18 protein-coding genes are annotated in these 17246 nt (G+C 60.1%); 3 read left to right on the top strand and 15 right to left on the bottom strand.

Annotation, left to right across the window (positions count from 1 at the left end; translation table 11 throughout):
• Nucleotides 1-6: 6 nt before the first annotated feature.
• On the top strand, nucleotides 7-633 hold the full coding sequence (locus L7A15_RS01585; RefSeq protein WP_237207955.1) for an isochorismatase family protein: 627 nt from the start codon (nucleotides 7-9) through the stop codon (nucleotides 631-633).
• 99 nt (nucleotides 634-732) lie between these two features.
• Here the strand turns inward: L7A15_RS01585 and L7A15_RS01590 are convergent, their stop codons facing one another.
• The 5 genes from L7A15_RS01590 to L7A15_RS01610 all read right to left on the bottom strand — a co-directional run bounded on the left by L7A15_RS01590 (nucleotide 733) and on the right by L7A15_RS01610 (nucleotide 6529).
• On the bottom strand, nucleotides 733-2517 hold the full coding sequence (locus L7A15_RS01590) for a DEAD/DEAH box helicase (protein ID WP_237189798.1): 1785 nt from the start codon (nucleotides 2515-2517) through the stop codon (nucleotides 733-735).
• A 92-nt stretch (nucleotides 2518-2609) separates the two neighbouring features.
• Nucleotides 2610-2894, bottom strand: coding sequence for a DUF3039 domain-containing protein (locus L7A15_RS01595; RefSeq protein WP_237189799.1), 285 nt, complete (start codon nucleotides 2892-2894; stop codon nucleotides 2610-2612).
• 53 nt (nucleotides 2895-2947) lie between these two features.
• Entirely contained in the window at nucleotides 2948-4561 is a 1614-nt protein-coding gene (locus L7A15_RS01600) for a hypothetical protein (protein ID WP_237207956.1), read from the bottom strand.
• Entirely contained in the window at nucleotides 4537-5460 is a 924-nt protein-coding gene (locus tag L7A15_RS01605) for an ABC transporter ATP-binding protein (protein ID WP_237207957.1), read from the bottom strand. The genes L7A15_RS01600 and L7A15_RS01605 overlap by 25 nt, the downstream gene beginning before the upstream one ends.
• A gap of 127 nt (nucleotides 5461-5587) precedes the next feature.
• Nucleotides 5588-6529: a tetratricopeptide repeat protein gene (locus L7A15_RS01610; RefSeq protein WP_237207958.1), complete on the bottom strand. Its 942-nt coding sequence runs from the start codon at nucleotides 6527-6529 to the stop codon at nucleotides 5588-5590.
• A gap of 147 nt (nucleotides 6530-6676) precedes the next feature.
• Here L7A15_RS01610 and L7A15_RS01615 point away from each other — a divergent pair, with 147 nt between their 5' ends.
• Nucleotides 6677-7990, top strand: coding sequence for an AI-2E family transporter (locus tag L7A15_RS01615; RefSeq protein ID WP_237207959.1), 1314 nt, complete (start codon nucleotides 6677-6679; stop codon nucleotides 7988-7990).
• A 76-nt stretch (nucleotides 7991-8066) separates the two neighbouring features.
• On the opposite strand, the gene L7A15_RS01620 is transcribed toward L7A15_RS01615, so the two are convergent.
• Nucleotides 8067-8402, bottom strand: a complete 336-nt coding sequence (locus L7A15_RS01620) for an ATP/GTP-binding protein (RefSeq protein ID WP_237207960.1) — start codon at nucleotides 8400-8402, stop codon at nucleotides 8067-8069.
• 492 nt (nucleotides 8403-8894) lie between these two features.
• Here L7A15_RS01620 and nucS point away from each other — a divergent pair, with 492 nt between their 5' ends.
• The gene (gene nucS / locus L7A15_RS01625; RefSeq protein WP_237200404.1) at nucleotides 8895-9611 is read left to right on the top strand and encodes an endonuclease NucS; all 717 of its coding nucleotides are present in this window, start codon (nucleotides 8895-8897) and stop codon (nucleotides 9609-9611) included.
• Nucleotides 9612-9760: 149 nt separating this feature from the next.
• Here the strand turns inward: nucS and L7A15_RS01630 are convergent, their stop codons facing one another.
• The 9 genes from L7A15_RS01630 to L7A15_RS01670 form a co-directional block, all read right to left on the bottom strand.
• Nucleotides 9761-10018: a F0F1 ATP synthase subunit epsilon gene (locus tag L7A15_RS01630; protein WP_237187992.1), complete on the bottom strand. Its 258-nt coding sequence runs from the start codon at nucleotides 10016-10018 to the stop codon at nucleotides 9761-9763.
• A gap of 2 nt (nucleotides 10019-10020) precedes the next feature.
• Nucleotides 10021-11484 carry a F0F1 ATP synthase subunit beta gene (atpD, locus tag L7A15_RS01635; protein WP_237187991.1) on the bottom strand — a complete coding sequence of 488 codons (1464 nt, stop codon included), beginning with the start codon at nucleotides 11482-11484 and terminating at the stop codon, nucleotides 10021-10023.
• A 45-nt stretch (nucleotides 11485-11529) separates the two neighbouring features.
• Complete coding sequence (locus tag L7A15_RS01640; RefSeq protein WP_237200403.1) at nucleotides 11530-12450, bottom strand: F0F1 ATP synthase subunit gamma; 921 nt, start codon at nucleotides 12448-12450, stop codon at nucleotides 11530-11532.
• 75 nt (nucleotides 12451-12525) lie between these two features.
• Nucleotides 12526-14151, bottom strand: coding sequence for a F0F1 ATP synthase subunit alpha (gene atpA, locus L7A15_RS01645; protein ID WP_237187988.1), 1626 nt, complete (start codon nucleotides 14149-14151; stop codon nucleotides 12526-12528).
• A 160-nt stretch (nucleotides 14152-14311) separates the two neighbouring features.
• The gene (locus tag L7A15_RS01650; protein ID WP_237187986.1) at nucleotides 14312-15124 is read right to left on the bottom strand and encodes a F0F1 ATP synthase subunit delta; all 813 of its coding nucleotides are present in this window, start codon (nucleotides 15122-15124) and stop codon (nucleotides 14312-14314) included.
• The gene (locus L7A15_RS01655; RefSeq protein ID WP_237187985.1) at nucleotides 15124-15666 is read right to left on the bottom strand and encodes a F0F1 ATP synthase subunit B; all 543 of its coding nucleotides are present in this window, start codon (nucleotides 15664-15666) and stop codon (nucleotides 15124-15126) included. Before L7A15_RS01655 ends, L7A15_RS01650 begins: the two co-directional genes overlap by 1 nt.
• A 51-nt stretch (nucleotides 15667-15717) precedes the next feature.
• Nucleotides 15718-15927, bottom strand: a complete 210-nt coding sequence (atpE, locus tag L7A15_RS01660; protein ID WP_237187984.1) for an ATP synthase F0 subunit C — start codon at nucleotides 15925-15927, stop codon at nucleotides 15718-15720.
• 139 nt (nucleotides 15928-16066) lie between these two features.
• On the bottom strand, nucleotides 16067-16870 hold the full coding sequence (gene atpB, locus L7A15_RS01665; RefSeq protein ID WP_237200401.1) for a F0F1 ATP synthase subunit A: 804 nt from the start codon (nucleotides 16868-16870) through the stop codon (nucleotides 16067-16069).
• Between the two features lie 99 nt (nucleotides 16871-16969).
• Complete coding sequence (locus L7A15_RS01670) at nucleotides 16970-17245, bottom strand: hypothetical protein (protein ID WP_237187982.1); 276 nt, start codon at nucleotides 17243-17245, stop codon at nucleotides 16970-16972.
• Nucleotide 17246: the final 1 nt, after the last annotated feature.

A 17246-nucleotide genomic window follows, 5' to 3' on the forward strand; every position in this document is an offset into this window, starting at 1 on the left:
TTACTGATGTCAAAAGCACTCATTATCGTCGATGTCCAGAACGATTTTTGTGAGGGCGGCTCGCTGGCTACCGATCGGGGCGCAGAAGTTGCTGCCCTCATTAGCGAATATGTAGAGAACCACCACGGCGACTACGAGGCAATTGTTGCTACCCAGGACTGGCATGTAGACCCCGGTACCCACTTTTCAGAAAACCCTGATTTCAAGGACTCCTGGCCGGTTCATTGCAAGGCTGAGAGCCAGGGCGCTGAGCTACACGAGGATCTTGATACCGACTACATCGAGGCCTACTTCCGTAAGGGCGAGTTTGAGGCCGCCTACTCGGGCTTTGAGGGGCTGCTGGCCCCCGAGGATTCTGTGATGACCGGCGAGCGCGAGGCCGGTGCCCCGGCCCAGGACGATACCCCCAAGGTGTCCCTGGATGATTGGCTGGCTGAGCGGGATATCACCGATGTTGATGTGGTGGGTATCGCTACTGATTACTGTGTGAAGGCTACTGCGCTGGACGCGGTGGACGCCGGCTATGAGACGCGGGTTCTGCTTGATTTGACGGCCCCGGTTGATGAGGACGCCCTCGATGAGGTGAGCGAGGAGCTTGAGGACGCCGGGGTAACGGTCACCGAGGTGCTGTAACCTCTCTCCCCCACCAGATTCACTTTGGACCATCTTCTGCCCAAAAATCGCCTTATTTGAGGCACTTTTTGAGTAGAAGATGGTCCAAACTCATTGAGGCTACTTGCGCCCGACGAACCAGTCTTGCAGCTTTTCCAGGCGGGCCTGGAGCTGTTCTGCTGAGGCTTGGGCAACGGCGGGCCCGCCGCAGATTCGGCGCAGTTCATTGTGGATGGAGCCGTGGGGTTTGCCGGTGCGAGCTGCCCAGGCTGCCACGTTTTTGGCCAGCTTGTTGCGCAGGTCTTTGAGCTGGCGGTGGTCGACAACCTGAGGCGCTGCGGACGCGGGGCGTCGGGTGGCGTGGTCTTTTTGGCGGGCGCGGAGCAGGGTGCCGACCTGTTCGGCGTCCAGCAGGCCGGGGATGCCGAGGAAGTCTTGTTCTTCGTCGGAGCCGATTTCCAGGCCGCCGGTGGAGAATTCGGCCCCGTCGAAGAGGACGCCGTGGAAGGAGGCCTGGGAGCCGATGGCTTCGAATTTGCCGCGGGTGAGCTGGTCGCTGGCGACTTCTTCCTTGTTGGCTTCTTCGATGAGGTGGTCGTCCAGGCCCTCGTTGAGGGGATCGACGACCTCGTCGGTTGCGCCCTTACGGTCGAGGGCGTGGTCGCGTTCGGTTTCCATCTCGTTGGCCAACATCATGAGCTGGGGTACGGAGGGCAGGAAGACCGAGGCGGTTTCCCCGCGTTTGCGCGAGCGCACGAAGCGGCCGATGGCCTGGGCGAAGAAGAGGGGGGTGGAGGTTGAGGTGGCGTAGACGCCAACAGCCAGGCGGGGGACGTCCACCCCTTCAGATACCATGCGCACGGCGACCATCCAGCGGGAAAGACCTGCGGAGAACTCTTCGATGTTGTTGGAGGCTTCTTTGTCGTCGGAGAGAATGAGGGCGGGTTTTTCGCCGGTGATTTTTTGGAGCTGTTTGGCGTAGGCGCGGGCGTCGGCGTGGTCGGTGGCGATGACGAGGCCGCCAGCATCGGGGACGGTGCGGCGCACTTCGGTGAGGCGTTTGTCGGCTGCGGCAAGGACGGTGGGAATCCATTCGCCGTCGGGGTTAAGGGCGGTGCGCCAGGCCTGGGCGGTGACGTCCTTGGTGAAGCCCTCCCCCAGGTTGGCGGCCATTTCTTCACCGGCGGAGGTACGCCAGCGCATCTGGCCGGAGTAGGCCATGAAGATGACGGGGCGCACGACGTGGTCTTTGAGGGCGGGCCCGTAGCCGTAGGAGTAGTCGGATTTGGAGCGGCGAATCCCGTCGGCGTCCTCCTCGTACTGGACGAAGGGGATGGCGGCGGTGTCGGAGCGGAAGGGGGTGCCGGTGAGGGCCAGGCGGCGGGTGGCCGGTTCGAAGGCTTCGCGCAGGCCGTCGCCCCAGGAGAGGGAGTCACCGGCGTGGTGGATTTCGTCCATGATGACCAAGGTGCGGCCGTTTTCGGTGCGGGCCCGGTGCAGCATGGGCTTGTTGGCGACCTGGGCGTAGGTGAGGGCGACGCCCTGGTAGCCGCGCCCCGTGGTGCCGTCGGAGTTTTTGAAGTTGGGGTCGATGGAGATTCCGACGCGGGCGGCAGCGTCGGCCCACTGCCGTTTGAGGTGGTCGGTGGGGGCGACGACGGTCATGCGGTTGATAGTGCCGCGGTTGAAGAGTTCCTTGGCGACGGTGAGCGCGAAGGTGGTTTTACCTGCACCGGGGGTTGCCACGGCCATGAAGTCGCGGGGGTTCTCGGTGAAGTACTTGGTCATGGCTTCGGCCTGCCAGGCGCGGAGCTTAGGAGCGGTGCCCCAGGCGGCGCGGTCGGGGTAGGCCGGGGAGAGGGAGCTGCTGCCTTCCCCAAAGAGTGGTAGCTGGTTCTCGTCCATGTCTCGTCCCTTCCCTCGCGTCTTTGCCCCAGCTTTTGGGGCACCACAAAAGTTTAGCCCCATTCGGGGGTGAATGGGGCTATGAGGTGGGTCTAGTTCTCGTCGCCGGGGGCGAGGCCTTCGTAGATTTCCTTGCATTCGGGGCAGACGGGGAACTTTTCGGGGTCGCGTCCGGGGGTCCATTTTTTGCCGCAGAGGGCTTCGACGGGGTTGCCGGTGAGGGCTGACTCCATGATTTTTTCTTTGCGGACGTAGTGGGCGAAGCGTTCGTGGTCGCCGGGTTCGACGTTTTGGACTTCCTCGCGTTCGAGGAGGGCGGTGCCGCCGGAGTGGGCGGTTTCGGGGAAGGGGTCTTCGATTCCGGGGATGGATGACATGGGTCCTCCTGGGTTGGTCTGTTTGTACCCCAGTCTAATACGGGGTGGTGGGTTTATGAGAAGCGGGCCACGCGCTGGAGCATGTCGGCGCAGTGGTGTTCGAAGCGGCGGGCTCCTGCGCGGATTCCCCAGGTGAGGACGCCTGCAGAGATGAGGGCGACGGCCCCGACTCCCAGCCAGGCCCAGAGCTGCTGGCCGGTGATGGCGGTTGCTGCAAGCCCGATGAGGCCGGGCAGCCCCAGGCCCATGGGGATAAGCATGATGAGGCCCCTGACGAAGCCCTTGGCCATGCCGTCGGGTTGTTTGGGGGTTTTCCAGGGGCTGGAGCCTGGTGGGGGTACGGGCAGGGAGAAGACTGTATCGGTGTAGGCCCCGATGCCCAGGCCAATTCCGAAGACGGCAACGGCCAGCAGGGTCATGGGCAGGGCGTAGCTGCCTACCCCTGAGAGCAGGCTGAAGGCGATGGTGCCGAGCAGGATCATAGGGAGGTAGAGGGTGGTAATCCCGTAGATTCGGCCGAGCCTGTCGTCGATTCCCCGCAGGGAGGTGGTGGTGTGCAGGGCGAAGGCCGTATTTTCGTAGGGCACCAGGTAGGTGATGATGTACCCGGCGAAGGCGGGAACAAAGACTGCCACCATGACGACCCCCATGATGGGGCTGTTGTACTCTTCCCCCGGGCTGGGGCTGAAGGTGAAGCCGTTGAAGACGAGGAAGAGCAGGTAGAAGATGGGCAGGGAGATGAGGTTGACGTTGCAGCGTGGGTCTTTGATCATCATCTGGACGGTGCGGGCGGCAATAGCCCCGCGGACGGTAGCGGGGAAGCGACCGAGCAGGCCCAGCTTGCCTGCCGCCAGGTCCTTAGAATGGCCGGTCTGCCCCTGCTCCCCCACGGTTGCCTGGGCCTTGGTTGCTGCCAGTTGCCAGAGGTACCAGGCCAGGGCCAGGTAGATCAGGGTGAGCAGGGTCAGGGCTGCGGCGATCCCGTAGTTGCCTTGGGCTACCTGCCCAGTGATAGCCCAGGCGGAGGCCAGCGGGGTGAACTGGAGGGTTCCGATGATCTGGGGCATGTGCGTCCAGAGGTGTTCGAGTCCGCCCAGGGCGGCGAGGATGAGGGGGCCGGTGCACATGAGCAGGACGAAGGTCAGGAGGGTCAGGGTATTGCTGACGCCTCGGCGGGCCCGCAAGGGTATGGAGGCTACCGTCACCAGACGTGATCCCACGATCGCCAGGGCCAGGCCCAGGAGGGCTGAGAGGGGGTAGGCTGCCAGGGCCAGGGGGGTTGCCAGGGTAGAGGTAGCAGCAGCCAGGGCAAACAGGAGGGTGAGAAGGCCGGGGAGCCCAATCAGGGCCCCCAGGGCCTGGCCTGCCATGAGCTGGCGGACGGTAATCGGGTAGGGGGACAGACGCTCGGGGTCTAGGGTGGCGTCGGCGGCTGAGGCGACGAGCGGTATAAGCCACCAGGCGAGGGTCAGCAGGGAGCCGACCAGGGCCAGGAAGAAGAGGGTCTGATCCGGCTGCCCTAAAGCCAGCCCCAAGGCCCCTACCCCAAAGGCCACTCCGAGCCCGTAGAGGCCGCCAAAGATCAGGCCGAAAATGGCCCAGGGGTTACCCCCGGCGAAGCTGGCTTTGAAGTGGGCAAACTTTAGTTGGAGGAGGACTGCAACCATGCCAGGCCCTCCGATTCAACGCGTCCACCTACCAGGGAGACAAAACGGTTTTCCAGGCTATCTCCCCTGCGGACTGCCTCCATGGGCCCGGAGGCCAGGATCCGGCCAGCGTCCATCACAGCCACATGGTCGCACAAGCGTTGAACGAGGTCCATGACGTGGGAAGAGACAATGACGGTTCCTCCCCCAGCGACATAGGCCCTGAGAATATCTTGAATGTTGGATGCCGATACCGGGTCTACTGCCTCAAAGGGCTCGTCGAGCACCAGCAGGGAGGGGGCGTGGATCATGGCACAGGCCAGCCCGATTTTCTTGGTCATACCAGCCGAATAGTCGGCAACCTGCCGCCCGACAGCTGGCACCAGGTCCATGGCCTGGAGGAGGTCGCGGGTGCGTTCGGCTACCGTCGCCTTATCGAGCCCGTGGAGACGGCCTGCGTAGGTGAGGAGTTGCTCGCCGGTGAGCTTATCGAAGAGGCGGACGCCGTCGGGCAGCACCCCAATCTTCCGTTTGGCTTCCAGGGGCTGGGCCCAGAGGTCGGTACCGCCAACAAGCACCCGCCCGGCCGTGGGCTTGAGCATACCTGTTGCCATGGACAGGCTGGTTGTCTTACCAGCCCCGTTGCGGCCTACCAGCCCATAGAAAGAGCCTCGAGGAATGGTCAGGTTGATTCCATTGACCACAGGGCGCCCGTCATAGACCTTGACCAGCCCGGTCAGTTCCAGGGCCGGGGTGGCTGTACTGCCGGGGGCCACCTCGGCCTCGACCGGGGACGGGGGCAGGGGCTGGGCTGGTTGTTCCAGCCTTGAGTTCTCTTCCGCTTGGGGGTCGGACGGCTGGGGCGTCGGCTCGGGTATCTGATGAGGGGAGGGAGACCAGGGGGTTATTTCGTGTGCCATACCACTTACTTTAGTCTGTACCCTGACCTTTTTCATCCCTCGGGAGGATGAAAAACCCAGGTCACCGCTCCCCTGCCTAGCCCCTTCAGCCAGCGGGGCAGGAAACCCCAGGAAGGTCAGCTATAGCCTAGAACATGGCCATCATGAGGGCCGAGCGGGCTTTCTTCACCCGGGGGTCAGCTGAGCCGACGACCTCAAAGAGTTCCAGGAGGCGCTCCCGTACCTGGGTTTTGGTGGTGTCGTCCACGGCTTTGAAGAGGGTGATGAGGCGGTTGAAGGCGTCCTCCACATGTCCCCCGGCAATATCAAGGTCAGCGACGTTGAGCTGGGCTTGCACGTCGGTTGAGTCGGCGGCAGCCTTCTGCCGTTCTTCAGCCAGGTTGAGGGTTGAGACGCGGTGGAGCAGGTGGACCTGGGCCAGGCCAATCTTGGCGTCGGTATCGCCCGGGTTTTCGTTCAGGGCCCGAGTGTAGGCGGCCTCTGCGGCCTCGTAGTCCCCCCGATCTAGGGCGGCAAGGGCCTCCTGGTGCAGGGGCGGGAGGGGCTTTTCGCTGTCGGCTAGGACGGGCTCAAACCCGCCGGGTAGGCCCTGCTGGGCAGCTACCTGTAGTACCTGTCCGAGCACCTCCGTCAGCTCCTGTACTGGCAGGGGTCCGTGGGCGATCGGGACGGGACGCCCAGCCAGAACGGCCACGGCCGCAGGGACCCCCTGAATCTGGAATGCCTGGCCGATCTCAGGGGTCTTGGTGATATCAACAGCTGCCAGAAGCAGGTTGCCTCCAGCTGAGTTCACCATGGCCTCCAGGTTCTCAATCATCTCCACCGAAGCCGGGGAATGAGGAGCCCACAGGCCAAAAATCACCGCACCACGGTTGGATTCCTGCACCAGCTTCTGGAACTGGCCGGTATCAGTAACGTCCAGCCGCCAACGTGGGGCGGGGCTGTCGGCCTTGCCCTCAGCCGGGGCGGACGCGTCCTGCCCAGCTCCCTGGGCTACGGCGGCAAGATCCGGGGCGTTACGGACCGAGGCCGGAAGGTTCTGCTCCTGGAAGCCAGCCTGCTGGGTCATGATGCTCTCTTTTCTCTCAAAACGGGAAGTATCTCCCTACTATCGTGCCAAAGAGGCGCCCGAGGGCGAGCTTCCGAGCCCAGTTTCAAGCCCAGGGCAGAAATCAAGATAGGCTAGAGGCAAGACCACCCCCTACCGGACACAAACATGCCAGATATCCTCAACGCCCTCAAAAAACTGACGCCCCGCCGGTCAGCCCAGCAGGTTGCTGACGCTGTTCCCTCCGATGAAGCAGCGTCCTCTGACGCTACCGGCTCACCCCGTTTCAGCCTCCCGGCTCTCCCTGCTATCCCCGGGGCCCTCCCCCGCCACCGCTTCCAGCTACCAGCCGAGCCAGAAAACTACCCCCAGATTTCCCCTGACACGGACGCAGCCCCCGAGGCCCCTGCCGTCCGGCCCGAAGGCAAGGGACGCTACCTCACTAACCCGGTCTACTTCGGCTTCATGCTGGCCATCGGCATGGGCCTGGCCTATATCGCCTTCTATCTGGTGCTCAATGTGGGGGCCCTGGCCGGGTGGCTCACCGGCGCCCTCTTTATCGGCCTGGGCCTTGACCCCCTCGTCAGAAAACTCGAAAGCTGGGGCCTGCCCCGCTCCCTCGGAGTGACGGCCGTCTTCCTCCTCTTTGCCGGTATCGCCGCCGCCGTCATTTTCTGGATTATCCCCATGGTGGCCCGGCAGGCTGTAGCTTTCGTTACCGGTTTCCCCCAGCAGTTTGAGAGCTTCCTTAACAGCGACCTTGTCATTACCCTAGATAAACGCTTCCAGGTGCGGGACGCCGTCGACGCCGAGGTCGAAAAAATCTTTGCTCAGATAGCCTCAGACACCTCGGTGGTCAGTGGCTTCCTCAACTCCCTCATGAACGCAGGGTCCACCCTGGCTGAGGTCACCACCGGCACCATCATCGTCCTTTTCCTCTCCATGTACGTCCTGGCCTCCCTGCCCACCATCAAGGCCTGGTTCATCCGTCTGGCCCCGGCCTCCAAACGGGATCGAATCGGCTACCTGACCGAGAAAATTACCTCCTCGGTCGGCCAGTACGTCTCAGGCCAGGCCCTGGTTGCTCTCTGCAACGCCACCGTAGCCTCCATCATCATGCTCATTGTCGGCGTTCCCTTTGCCCAGCTCCTCATGCTAGTCGTCCTGATTCTCGCCTTTATCCCCCTGGTCGGCGGGGTCAGTGCAGCAGCCCTTGTGTCGATCATGGCCCTGATTGAAAGCTGGCAGACGGCCATCTTCTTCCTCATCCCCTACCTGGTCTACCTGCAGGTTGAGGCCTACTTCATCTCCCCCCGCATTATGAAGCGGGCTGTGGCTGTTCCCGGTGCGGTGGCCATTATCGCGGTTGTAGCAGGTTCTGCCCTCTGGGGAGTCCTCGGGGCCCTCATCGCTATTCCCGTCGCAGCCTCCCTGCTCATCTTGGTCAATGAGGTCCTAGTTCCCCGGCAAGACCAGCTGTAGCCCCTCCCTGCCCCAGCATGCAAGGACGCACAAGCCCCACCTTCAGCTTCAGAAGGTGGGGCTTTTCCGTCCTGCCCTAATACCAGAGACTGCGTGTCTCCCAGCAGCGTTTATGCCAGTGCCTCCGCTCCTCGATGGCTCGCTGGGCACCAAACATGTGATCGGTCTGCCAGGCCACCAGGTGGGCCACCCCGGGGTTAATCTGCCGCTCACAGGCCGGACATTTATAGGTCTTCTTGGCATTGACCGCTGGAATATACTGCACATACCAGTCCCCATCGGCGCTTTCCTCAATGAAAGGGGCAGGGTCGAGGATACGGGAAATGTCCCTCCCTTGGGGGCGGGTTTTCTGCCACTTACTCAAGGCAGGTCCAGAGTTGGAGCGACGTTTGGGGTGGGGTCTACGAGGCATAGCCCCTATTCTGTCATGGCCCATGCCCCAGGCCCAAGCCCTGCCCCTGACCTTTGGCCTTGGCCCTGCTTGGGGCACCGGTAGCCCTCTGCCCTTGGCTCTGGCCCTGGCTCTGTCCCAAGCGCAGTCCCAAGCCCTGTGCCTTGCTCTGGCCTTTGACTGTGCCTTGAGCCCTGACCATCCTGGTCAGCCACTTCGCCGCCACCAGCACAGCTCTGATTCTCCTCCCGGGGCTGTCATTTCCCCCATCTGCTCTCGCTGAACGGCCTCTTCGCCGCCCCTCTGCCCTATCTCTGTCTGTCCTCCCGGGGCCGTCTTTTCCCCCTTCTGGGCTCGCCGGACCGCCTCTTCGCCGCCCCTCTGCCCTATCTCTTCCTGCCCTCCCGGGGACGTCATTTCCCCCTTCTGCCCACACTGGGCCGCACCACCTGCCCGTCCTGCTGGGGGTCTGGCCCCTAGAGCCTGAGCCGGGCAACCTGTTAGAGTTGGGAGGTGCGTTTAGTAATAGCTGATTGTTCTGTCGATTATATGGGCCGTCTCAATGCCCACCTGCCCCGGGCAACCCGCCTGCTCATGATCAAAAACGATGGGTCTGTACTGATTCATTCCGATGGGGGTTCCTACAAGCCCCTGAACTGGATGAGCCCGCCCTGCCGTCTGCATATTTCCCCCCGATCAGAGTTTGAGGGAACCTCCATTGCTGACGACCTTGACCCTGACGTAACCGAACTGTGGACGGTGCAGGCCGCCAAGAGCGACGACAGGCTCCTCATCCGTATCTTTGGCACCCACGGTGAGATGAGCCATGATCTAGGAATCGATCCGGGCCTCATCAAGGATGGGGTTGAGGCTGACCTACAGCGCCTGTTGGCAGAGCAGATTGAGCTCTTGGGGGCTGGCTACCGGCTGGTTCGACGCGAGTACCCCACAGCCATTGGTCCAGTCGATATCCTGGCCAAGGACGCCTCCGGTATATCTGTTGCCGTTGAGCTCAAGCGGATTGGCGACATCGACGGTGTTGAGCAGCTCACCCGTTACCTGGACCTGCTCAACCGGGACCCGCTGCTGGCCCCCGTCCAGGGTGTCTTTGCCGCCCAGAAAATTAAGCCCCAGGCCCGTACCCTGGCCGAGGACCGCGGTATCCGCTGCGTATCTCTTGACTACGACGCCATGCGCGGGGTAGACGACGTAGAATCCCGCCTTTTCTAACACCAAGGTCTTCACGCAACAAGGGCCCCTTCACCCGCCGGGTAAAGGGGCCCTTGCTGTCGAAAAGGACCATATTGGAGCCTGGATACAAGGACGCCGCCCTCCCCCATTACTGGGTTAGGGCGGCGTCCTTTCAGCCAGGCTTGAACCTAGATCTGAGCGTGCTTGGCTGCGATGGTGACTCGATCGTTAGAAACGGTCAAGAAACCCTCGTTCAGGCGGGTGGTCTTCTTTTCGCCGTTGGTGGCTTCAATCAGAAGTTCACCGTCGTCAGCAAGAAGCGCCATGGTGGGGATGTGGCCGGGCATGATACCGAGGTCACCGTCAACGGTGCGAGCTCGTACATACTTGGCTTCGCCAACCCACACGATGTGTTCGCGTGAAACGACTTCAACTTTCAGTGCCATAATTACTTGGCTCCAGACTGTGCCTTGATTTCCTCGTAACGGCGCATGACGTCGTCCATACCACCGATGTTGTAGAAGGCCTGCTCGGGGATGTGGTCAACATCGCCACGGCAGATCATCTGGAAGGATTCGATGGTGTCCTTGATCGGCACGGTTGAACCCTCAACACCGGTGAACTGCTTTGCAGTGTAGGTGTTCTGGGAGAGGAACTGCTCGATACGACGGGCACGGGCAACAACGATCTTCTGCTCTTCAGAAAGTTCGTCAACACCAAGAATCGCGATGATGTCCTGGAGTTCCTTGTTTTCCTGGAGGATAGCCTTGACCTGGATTGCGGTGTCGTAGTGCTCCTGACCGATGTACTGGGGGTCCAGGATTCGGGAGGTGGAGGACAGGGGATCAATCGCGGGGTACAGACCACGGGAAGCAATCTCACGGGAGAGCTCGGTGGTTGCGTCCAGGTGGGCGAAGGTGGTGGCGGGTGCCGGGTCGGTGTAGTCATCCGCAGGAACGTAAATTGCCTGCATGGAGGTGATGGAGTGACCACGGGTTGAGGTGATGCGTTCCTGCAGCAGACCCATTTCGTCAGCCAGGTTGGGCTGGTAGCCCACAGCTGAGGGCATGCGGCCGAGCAGGGTGGAAACCTCAGAACCTGCCTGGGTGAAGCGGAAGATGTTATCGATGAAGAGCAGAACGTCCTGGTTCTGAACGTCACGGAAGTATTCCGCCATAGTCAGGCCGGTCAGCGCAACGCGCAGACGGGTTCCCGGGGGTTCGTCCATCTGGCCGAAGACAAGGGCGGTGTCCTTCAGAACGCCTGCTTCTTCCATTTCGACCCAGAGGTCGTTACCTTCACGGGTACGTTCGCCAACACCGGTGAATACTGAGGTACCACCGAAGTTACGGGCAACACGGGTAATCATTTCCTGGATCAGAACGGTCTTACCAACGCCTGCACCACCGAAGAGGCCGATCTTACCACCCTTGATGTAGGGGGTCAGAAGGTCGATGGACTTGATACCGGTTTCCAGCATCTCGGTGGAGCCTTCGAGGTCGGCGAAGCCGGGAGCTGAGCGGTGGATGGGCCAGTAGGTGTCGGCCTTGATTTCGTCGTTGGAGACGTCGAGGGCGTCACCGAGGACGTTGAAGATGTGGCCCTTGACGCCGTCGCCTACGGGGACGGAGATGGGGGCGCCGGTGTCAACAACAGCCTGGCCACGGACGAGGCCGTCGGTCTGCTGGAGGGAGATGGCGCGTACCAGTGAGTCACCGAGGTGCTGGGCAGTCTCGAAGGTGATCTTACGGGTGGTGCCGTTGAGGGTCAGCTCAGCGGTCAGCGCGTTGTAGATGTCAGGTACCTGGCCGGCAGGGAACTCTACGTCAACGACAGGGCCGATAACGCGAGCAATGCGACCGGTTGCGCCCTGAGCCGGCGCTGCGGCCGATTCGTTCAGAGTTGCAGTCATTGTTCTCACTTACCTATGTAGAGAGTGGAAAAGTTGTCTTCGGGTTTAGGAGGCGAGTGCGTCGGCGCCGCCAACGATTTCGCTGAGCTCCTGAGTAATCTCTGCCTGGCGAGCGTTGTTCATCAGGCGGGTGTACTTCTTAATCAGCTCATCTGCGTTGTCGCCTGCGGACTTCATCGCACGCTGGCGCGATGCAAGTTCGGACGCTGCCGCTTCAAGCAGGCACGCATAAATGCGGGAAGCGATGTAGCGGGGAAGCAGGGCGTCGAGGACTTCCTGGGGGTTGGGCTCAAATTCGAAGACTGAGTTCTGCTGGAACTGGTCGTCTTCAAGTCGTTCGCCGGGCAGGATTTCTTCGCCAAGTTCACGGGCTGCTGCAACTTCGATGGGCAGAAGACGCAGGACGCGGGTTTCCTGGGTGACCATTGAAACGAACTCGGTGTAGATGATGTGGAGGTCATCTACGTCGCCGTTCTCGTAGGCTGCCAGAATCGCGTCGCGGGCGGCGATTGCCATCTCGATGTTGGGGTTGTCGGTGTTACCTTCCCAAGCCTGCTCGTACTCGCGCTCACGGAATTCAAAGTAGGACTTTGCCTTGCGACCGATGAGGTAGAGCTTTACGTCACGTCCCTCACCGCGGAGCTTTTCAATAAGTCCCTCGGTTTTTTTGAGGACGGATGATGAGTATGAACCCGCAAGGCCGCGGTCGCTGGTCAAAACGAGCACTGCGGAGCGACCGGTCTTAGCCTTGTTGCTCGCATTGAGCAGGGGGTGCTCAATGTGATGCTGGGTCGCAATAGCGGTTACCGCCTTGGTCAGCGCATTTGCGTAGGGGCTTGCAGCCTCAGCGCTTTTGCGAGCCTTGTTAATGCGTGAGGTTGCGATCATCTCCATTGCCTTGAAGATCTTCTTCATGGACTTAGTTGAAGTAATCTTTTGGCGGTAAACCCTAATCTGGGCTCCCATAGAGATTCCTTTCACTCCTAGGGCGAAGTGCCCCTCCCCTTTCGACGAGGGGCACCTCGCTGGCTAGGAAAATCGCTAACCGATGGTTTCCTGTGATACTTCGCTGTCAGACAGGGGCTTGTGCTCTTCACGGCCTGCTTCAACCAGGTGGCTGGAGCCTTCTGAGCGGAAGCCCTTCTTGAAGTCGACGATGGCAGTCTTGAGGGCTGCGACGGTGTCGTCTTCGAGCTTGCCTGAGGTGCCAATCTCCTGAAGGACGGAGGTTGAGCGACGCAGGTGATCGAGGAACTCTGACTCGAAACGCAGGACGTCTGAGATTTCCAGGTCATCCAGGTAGCCGTTGGTGCCAGCCCAGATTGAAACAACCTGGTCCTCAACTGCATAGGGGGTGTACTGGGGCTGACGCAGCAGCTCGGTCAGGCGAGCACCGCGAGTCAGCTGGGCCTTGGAGGCTTCGTCCAGGTCAGATGCGAACATGGCGAAGGCTTCCATAGCACGGTACTGGGCCAGATCCAGCTTGAGGGTACCGGATACCTTCTTCATAGCCTTAGTCTGGGCTGCACCACCAACACGGGAAACGGAGATACCTACGTCGACCGCGGGGCGCTGGTTAGCGTTGAAGAGGTCGGACTGCAGGAAGATCTGGCCGTCGGTAATGGAGATGACGTTGGTGGGAATGAAGGCAGAAACGTCGTTTGCCTTGGTTTCAATGATGGGGAAACCGGTCATTGAACCTGCACCCAGCTCGTCCGAGAGCTTTGCACAGCGCTCGAGCAGGCGGGAGTGGAGGTAGAAGACGTCGCCGGGGTAGGCTTCGCGGCCCGGAGGACGGCGGAGCAGCAGTGACACTGCACGGTAGGCCTCAGCCTGCTTGGAGAGATCATCAAAGATAATCAGAACGTGCTTGCCACCGTACATCCAGTGCTGACCAATGGCGCTACCGGTGTAGGGTGCCAGGTACTTGAAGCCTGCTGCGTCAGAAGCGGGGGAAGCCACGATGGTGGTGTATTCCAGTGCGCCCTGCTGCTTGAGGGTTTCACGGACAGCTGCGATGGTTGAAGCCTTCTGACCGATAGCAACGTAGACACAGCGAACCTGCTTGTTGGGGTCACCGGTTGCCCAGTTGTCCTTCTGGTTCAGGATGGTGTCGACGGCAATTGCGGTCTTACCGGTCTGGCGGTCGCCAATGATGAGCTGACGCTGGCCACGGCCAATCGGAATCATGGCATCGATTGCCTTGAGGCCGGTCTGGAGGGGTTCGTGGACGGACTTGCGCTGGGTGACGCCAGGTGCCTGGAGTTCCAGGGCACGGCGGCCTTCAGCGGCGATTTCGCCCAGGTCATCGATGGGGTTACCCAGGGGGTCAACTACACGGCCCAGGTAGGCGTCGCCTACGGGTACTGAGAGAACCTCACCGGTGCGGTGAACTTCCTGGCCTTCTTCAATGCCGGTGAAGTCACCCAGGATGATGACACCAATGTCACGGGTATCGAGGTTCTGTGCCAGGCCAAGAGTGCCATCTTCGAAGCGAAGAAGCTCATTAGCCATTACTGAGGGAAGGCCCTCAACGCGTGCGATGCCGTCGGATGCTGCTGCAACACGACCCACCTCTACGCGCTCTGCATTGCCGGGTTCGTAAGACGCTGCAAACTCGTTCAGCGCGTTACGGACATCATCGGCGTTGATGGTCAAATCGGCCATCTTATGTCCCTGCTCTCCTAATTTGTTGGTGTGCCTGCCACAGGTTTGGGGCAGGCCCACCGAAACTTATGTGACGTGCCGGGTCGGCTAGCCTTTGGCGTGCCCGATTCGTCGTTTGTATCTTCTAAATCACCGTCGAGGTCTCGACTGTATAAATCGCCTAGGCGAATGCGCGGCTCAGTTCAGACAGGCGGGTTGATAGAGTGCCATCAATGACCTCATCACCGACCTGGACACGGAGGCCACCAAGAACTGAGGGGTCTACGGTGATGTCGAGCTTCAGCTCCTTGCCGTAGGTCTTGTTCAGTGAGCCCTGGAGCTTTGCAATCTGCTCTGCTGTCAGTGCGGTTGCAGAAGTTACTCGTGCAATCCAACGGTTTTGACGCTTGACGATGATTTCTACGAACGCGCTGGCCAGGCGAGCTGCGGTGGTACCGCGAGCTGCAGTGCCAACTCGTTCGAGCAGAAGCTTGCCTTCAGCGGTGGATACTGATCCACCGAGTGAGACTGCGAGCTTCTTGAGTGCTTCTTTGCTGGCTCTGGTGTCGGCAAGTGCAGCCTGAGCTTCTGCAGATGCATCAACTGTGTTGATGAAGGTCAGAAGTTCGTTGACGGTCTGCTCAAGGGCATCGACACCCCCGCGACGTTCAGCAGAAAGCGCTACTGAGGTGACAGCTACGTGTTCTAGGGCATCAGCTAGATCTCGTTCTGCACTCCAGCGGGCCTCAGCTGCTGCTGAAACGACGGCCAGGGCGGCTTCGGAGATCTTGCCTCCCAGAACTGAGCGGGCAATGCCTGCTCGCTGGGCTGCTTCACGGGAAGGATCGGTTAGACCTCGCCGGAACCCACCGTTGCTGTCGATGACATCGACAACAGCGAAAAGTTCATCTGCGAGGTGGGTCGGGTTGACGGTAGCCTGGGCTACCAGTACCTGTTCCACCTTGTTCAGTGATTCAGTTGATACTGCTGACATTAGCGGACTGCACCTGCCTGCTGTGCATCAAGGTCTGCAAGAAAACGATCGACTACACGTGCAGATCGCTCATCATCGTTGAGGGATTCACCAACGATCTTGCCGGCCAGTGAGGTTGCCAGTGCGCCAACTTCAGTGCGAAGTGATGCAGCAGCTGCTGCACGCTCAGCCTCGATGGTCTTCTGGGCGTTCTCGGTAATACGAGCAGCCTCAGCGTTAGCGCGTTCCTTGGCCTCTGCCACGATGGCGTCGCCCTCGGCACGAGCTTCTTCACGAATCTTCTGAGCTTCCAGACGAGCGCTTTCGAGCTGCTGGCCGTACTCTTCGCGTGCTGCTGCGGCCTCAGCCTGAGCCTTTTCGGCCTTAGCTAGACCGCCCTCGATTGCTTCCTTACGGTCCTGGTAAATCTTTTCGAATGCCGGGACAACGTACTTGGTAACGATGAAGAGGAGGAGCAGGAACCCGATGGCGGTAATGGCGATTTCCCAGACGTTGGGGATCAGAGGATTGGCGCCCTCTGCTGCTGCCATTAAGTGAGACATAGGGGGTTTTCCTGTTCTATAGTTTGGTCAATCTTTCGGCGGGGCCGGAATTTACTTGATAAACGCAAGAACCAGGCCGAGAACTGCCAGTGCTTCAACCAGAGCGAAGCCCAGGAAGAGCATAGGCTGAAGGGTCTTCTGTGACTCGGGCTGACGAGCAACTGAGGTCATGTATGCAGCGAAGATCAGACCTACGCCGATGCCACCGCCGATAGCTGAAAGACCGTAACCAACTGCGGTAAGTGAACCGGTGAGTTCCATTGTGTTTGTTTCCTTTCACAGTGCCCCTTACCTTCTCAGGTGTGTTTGTCAGGGGCAGAGTTTTGATTTGTGGACACTCCCCGCCTAAGCGGGTTGCTTTTCTCGTCCGGTAGGGGTCTACCGGAGAAAATCTATTCTTTTAGTGGCCTTCTGAGACTGAGCCCTGCAGGTAGACCGCAAGGAGCAGGGTGAAGACGTAGGCCTGGATAACCTGAATCATCAGTTCCAGGAAGTAGAGGAAGAGGCCCAGGGCACCGGAGCCGACAGAAGCGATGGCAGCGATACCGCCGGCTTCAACGATCAGGAACTGGGTCAGTGAGGCTGCAACCATAATCGCCAGGTGGCCACCGAACATGGTAGCGAAGAGACGCAGGGCGTGGGTTGCGGGGCGGATGAGCATGTTTGACATGAACTCAATCGGAATCAAGATGATGTATACAGGCCAAGGAACGCCTGAGGGCATCGTGAGATCCTTGAAGAAGCGACCGAGACCCTTGCGCTTGATACCAACACCAACCCAGGTCAGGTAAGCAATGCCTGCCAGGGCGTAGGCTGAGCCAACATGGGACATGGTAGGCAGCTGAATAAAGGGAATGGAACCATAAAGGTTATTCACCAGGATGAAGAAGAAGGCAGTGAACAGCAGGGGCACAAAGGGCTTGTAATGGTGGGCACCAATCAGTTCCTTGCCCAGGTTGTTTCGTACCAGACCGTAGCCCATTTCACCAATGAACTGGGTACGGGTAGGAACCATGGCACGCTTGCGGGCTGCGAAGATAAAGAATCCAGCAACGATAACCACTGACAGCAGAACCAGCAGCATCTGCTTGCTGAATTCAAAACCACCGACGGTGAAGATTGCAGGCAGGTGCATGTCCTCAATGGTGGGCGGAACATAGCCCTGCTGTTCTCCCGCTGCGACAACTAGCCCGTTTGAAATCAAGGCAAGTCCTTTCTTGCTTCGTGTGAGCCGCTTGCTCTAAGCGCCTACAGAGTATTTAAGAATCAAATTGTATGTGTGTGGTGGTTCCGTAGAACCAGCCTAAGTGCTCCGCTGCATATGGATGTACACCAAGTACATTCCACCGAAAGCTCCAACAGCTGCTCCCGCCCAGACAAGCCAGGTGGTATTCAGTAAGTGGTCCAGCCCATAGCCTATCAAACTCCAGATACCGATACCTATCATGACGTACAAGAGAGTCATACAAGCACCAGCAACACCTCCCCCGGCGACGAGGTCGCCAGCTGACCGGAGTTGCTTATCTTGCCTATACCATTTCTCGTCGGTTTTACCCACGTCGGGTTGCTCCTTTGCCATC

It is taken from the genome of Rothia nasimurium (assembly GCF_928391935.1).
GTDB lineage: Bacteria > Actinomycetota > Actinomycetes > Actinomycetales > Micrococcaceae > Rothia > Rothia nasimurium_D.

Bases quoted from the DNA above. Each gene is read 5' to 3' on its own strand.
- L7A15_RS01595 (WP_237189799.1), bottom strand. From the start codon at position 2,894: ATGTCATCCATCCCCGGAATCGAAGACCCCTTCCCCGAAACCGCCCAC.
- L7A15_RS01630 (WP_237187992.1), bottom strand. From the start codon at position 10,018: ATGGCACTGAAAGTTGAAGTCGTTTCACGCGAACACATCGTGTGGGTT.
- L7A15_RS01610 (WP_237207958.1), bottom strand. From the start codon at position 6,529: ATGACCCAGCAGGCTGGCTTCCAGGAGCAGAACCTTCCGGCCTCGGTC.
- L7A15_RS01655 (WP_237187985.1), bottom strand. From the start codon at position 15,666: ATGTCTCACTTAATGGCAGCAGCAGAGGGCGCCAATCCTCTGATCCCC.
- L7A15_RS01670 (WP_237187982.1), bottom strand. From the start codon at position 17,245: ATGGCAAAGGAGCAACCCGACGTGGGTAAAACCGACGAGAAATGGTAT.
- L7A15_RS01615 (WP_237207959.1), top strand. From the start codon at position 6,677: ATGCCAGATATCCTCAACGCCCTCAAAAAACTGACGCCCCGCCGGTCA.
- atpE (WP_237187984.1), bottom strand. From the start codon at position 15,927: ATGGAACTCACCGGTTCACTTACCGCAGTTGGTTACGGTCTTTCAGCT.
- L7A15_RS01640 (WP_237200403.1), bottom strand. From the start codon at position 12,450: ATGGGAGCCCAGATTAGGGTTTACCGCCAAAAGATTACTTCAACTAAG.
- atpA (WP_237187988.1), bottom strand. From the start codon at position 14,151: ATGGCCGATTTGACCATCAACGCCGATGATGTCCGTAACGCGCTGAAC.
- atpD (WP_237187991.1), bottom strand. From the start codon at position 11,484: ATGACTGCAACTCTGAACGAATCGGCCGCAGCGCCGGCTCAGGGCGCA.
- L7A15_RS01590 (WP_237189798.1), bottom strand. From the start codon at position 2,517: ATGGACGAGAACCAGCTACCACTCTTTGGGGAAGGCAGCAGCTCCCTC.
- L7A15_RS01600 (WP_237207956.1), bottom strand. From the start codon at position 4,561: ATGGTTGCAGTCCTCCTCCAACTAAAGTTTGCCCACTTCAAAGCCAGC.
- L7A15_RS01620 (WP_237207960.1), bottom strand. From the start codon at position 8,402: ATGCCTCGTAGACCCCACCCCAAACGTCGCTCCAACTCTGGACCTGCC.
- L7A15_RS01605 (WP_237207957.1), bottom strand. From the start codon at position 5,460: ATGGCACACGAAATAACCCCCTGGTCTCCCTCCCCTCATCAGATACCC.
- L7A15_RS01585 (WP_237207955.1), top strand. From the start codon at position 7: ATGTCAAAAGCACTCATTATCGTCGATGTCCAGAACGATTTTTGTGAG.
- L7A15_RS01650 (WP_237187986.1), bottom strand. From the start codon at position 15,124: ATGTCAGCAGTATCAACTGAATCACTGAACAAGGTGGAACAGGTACTG.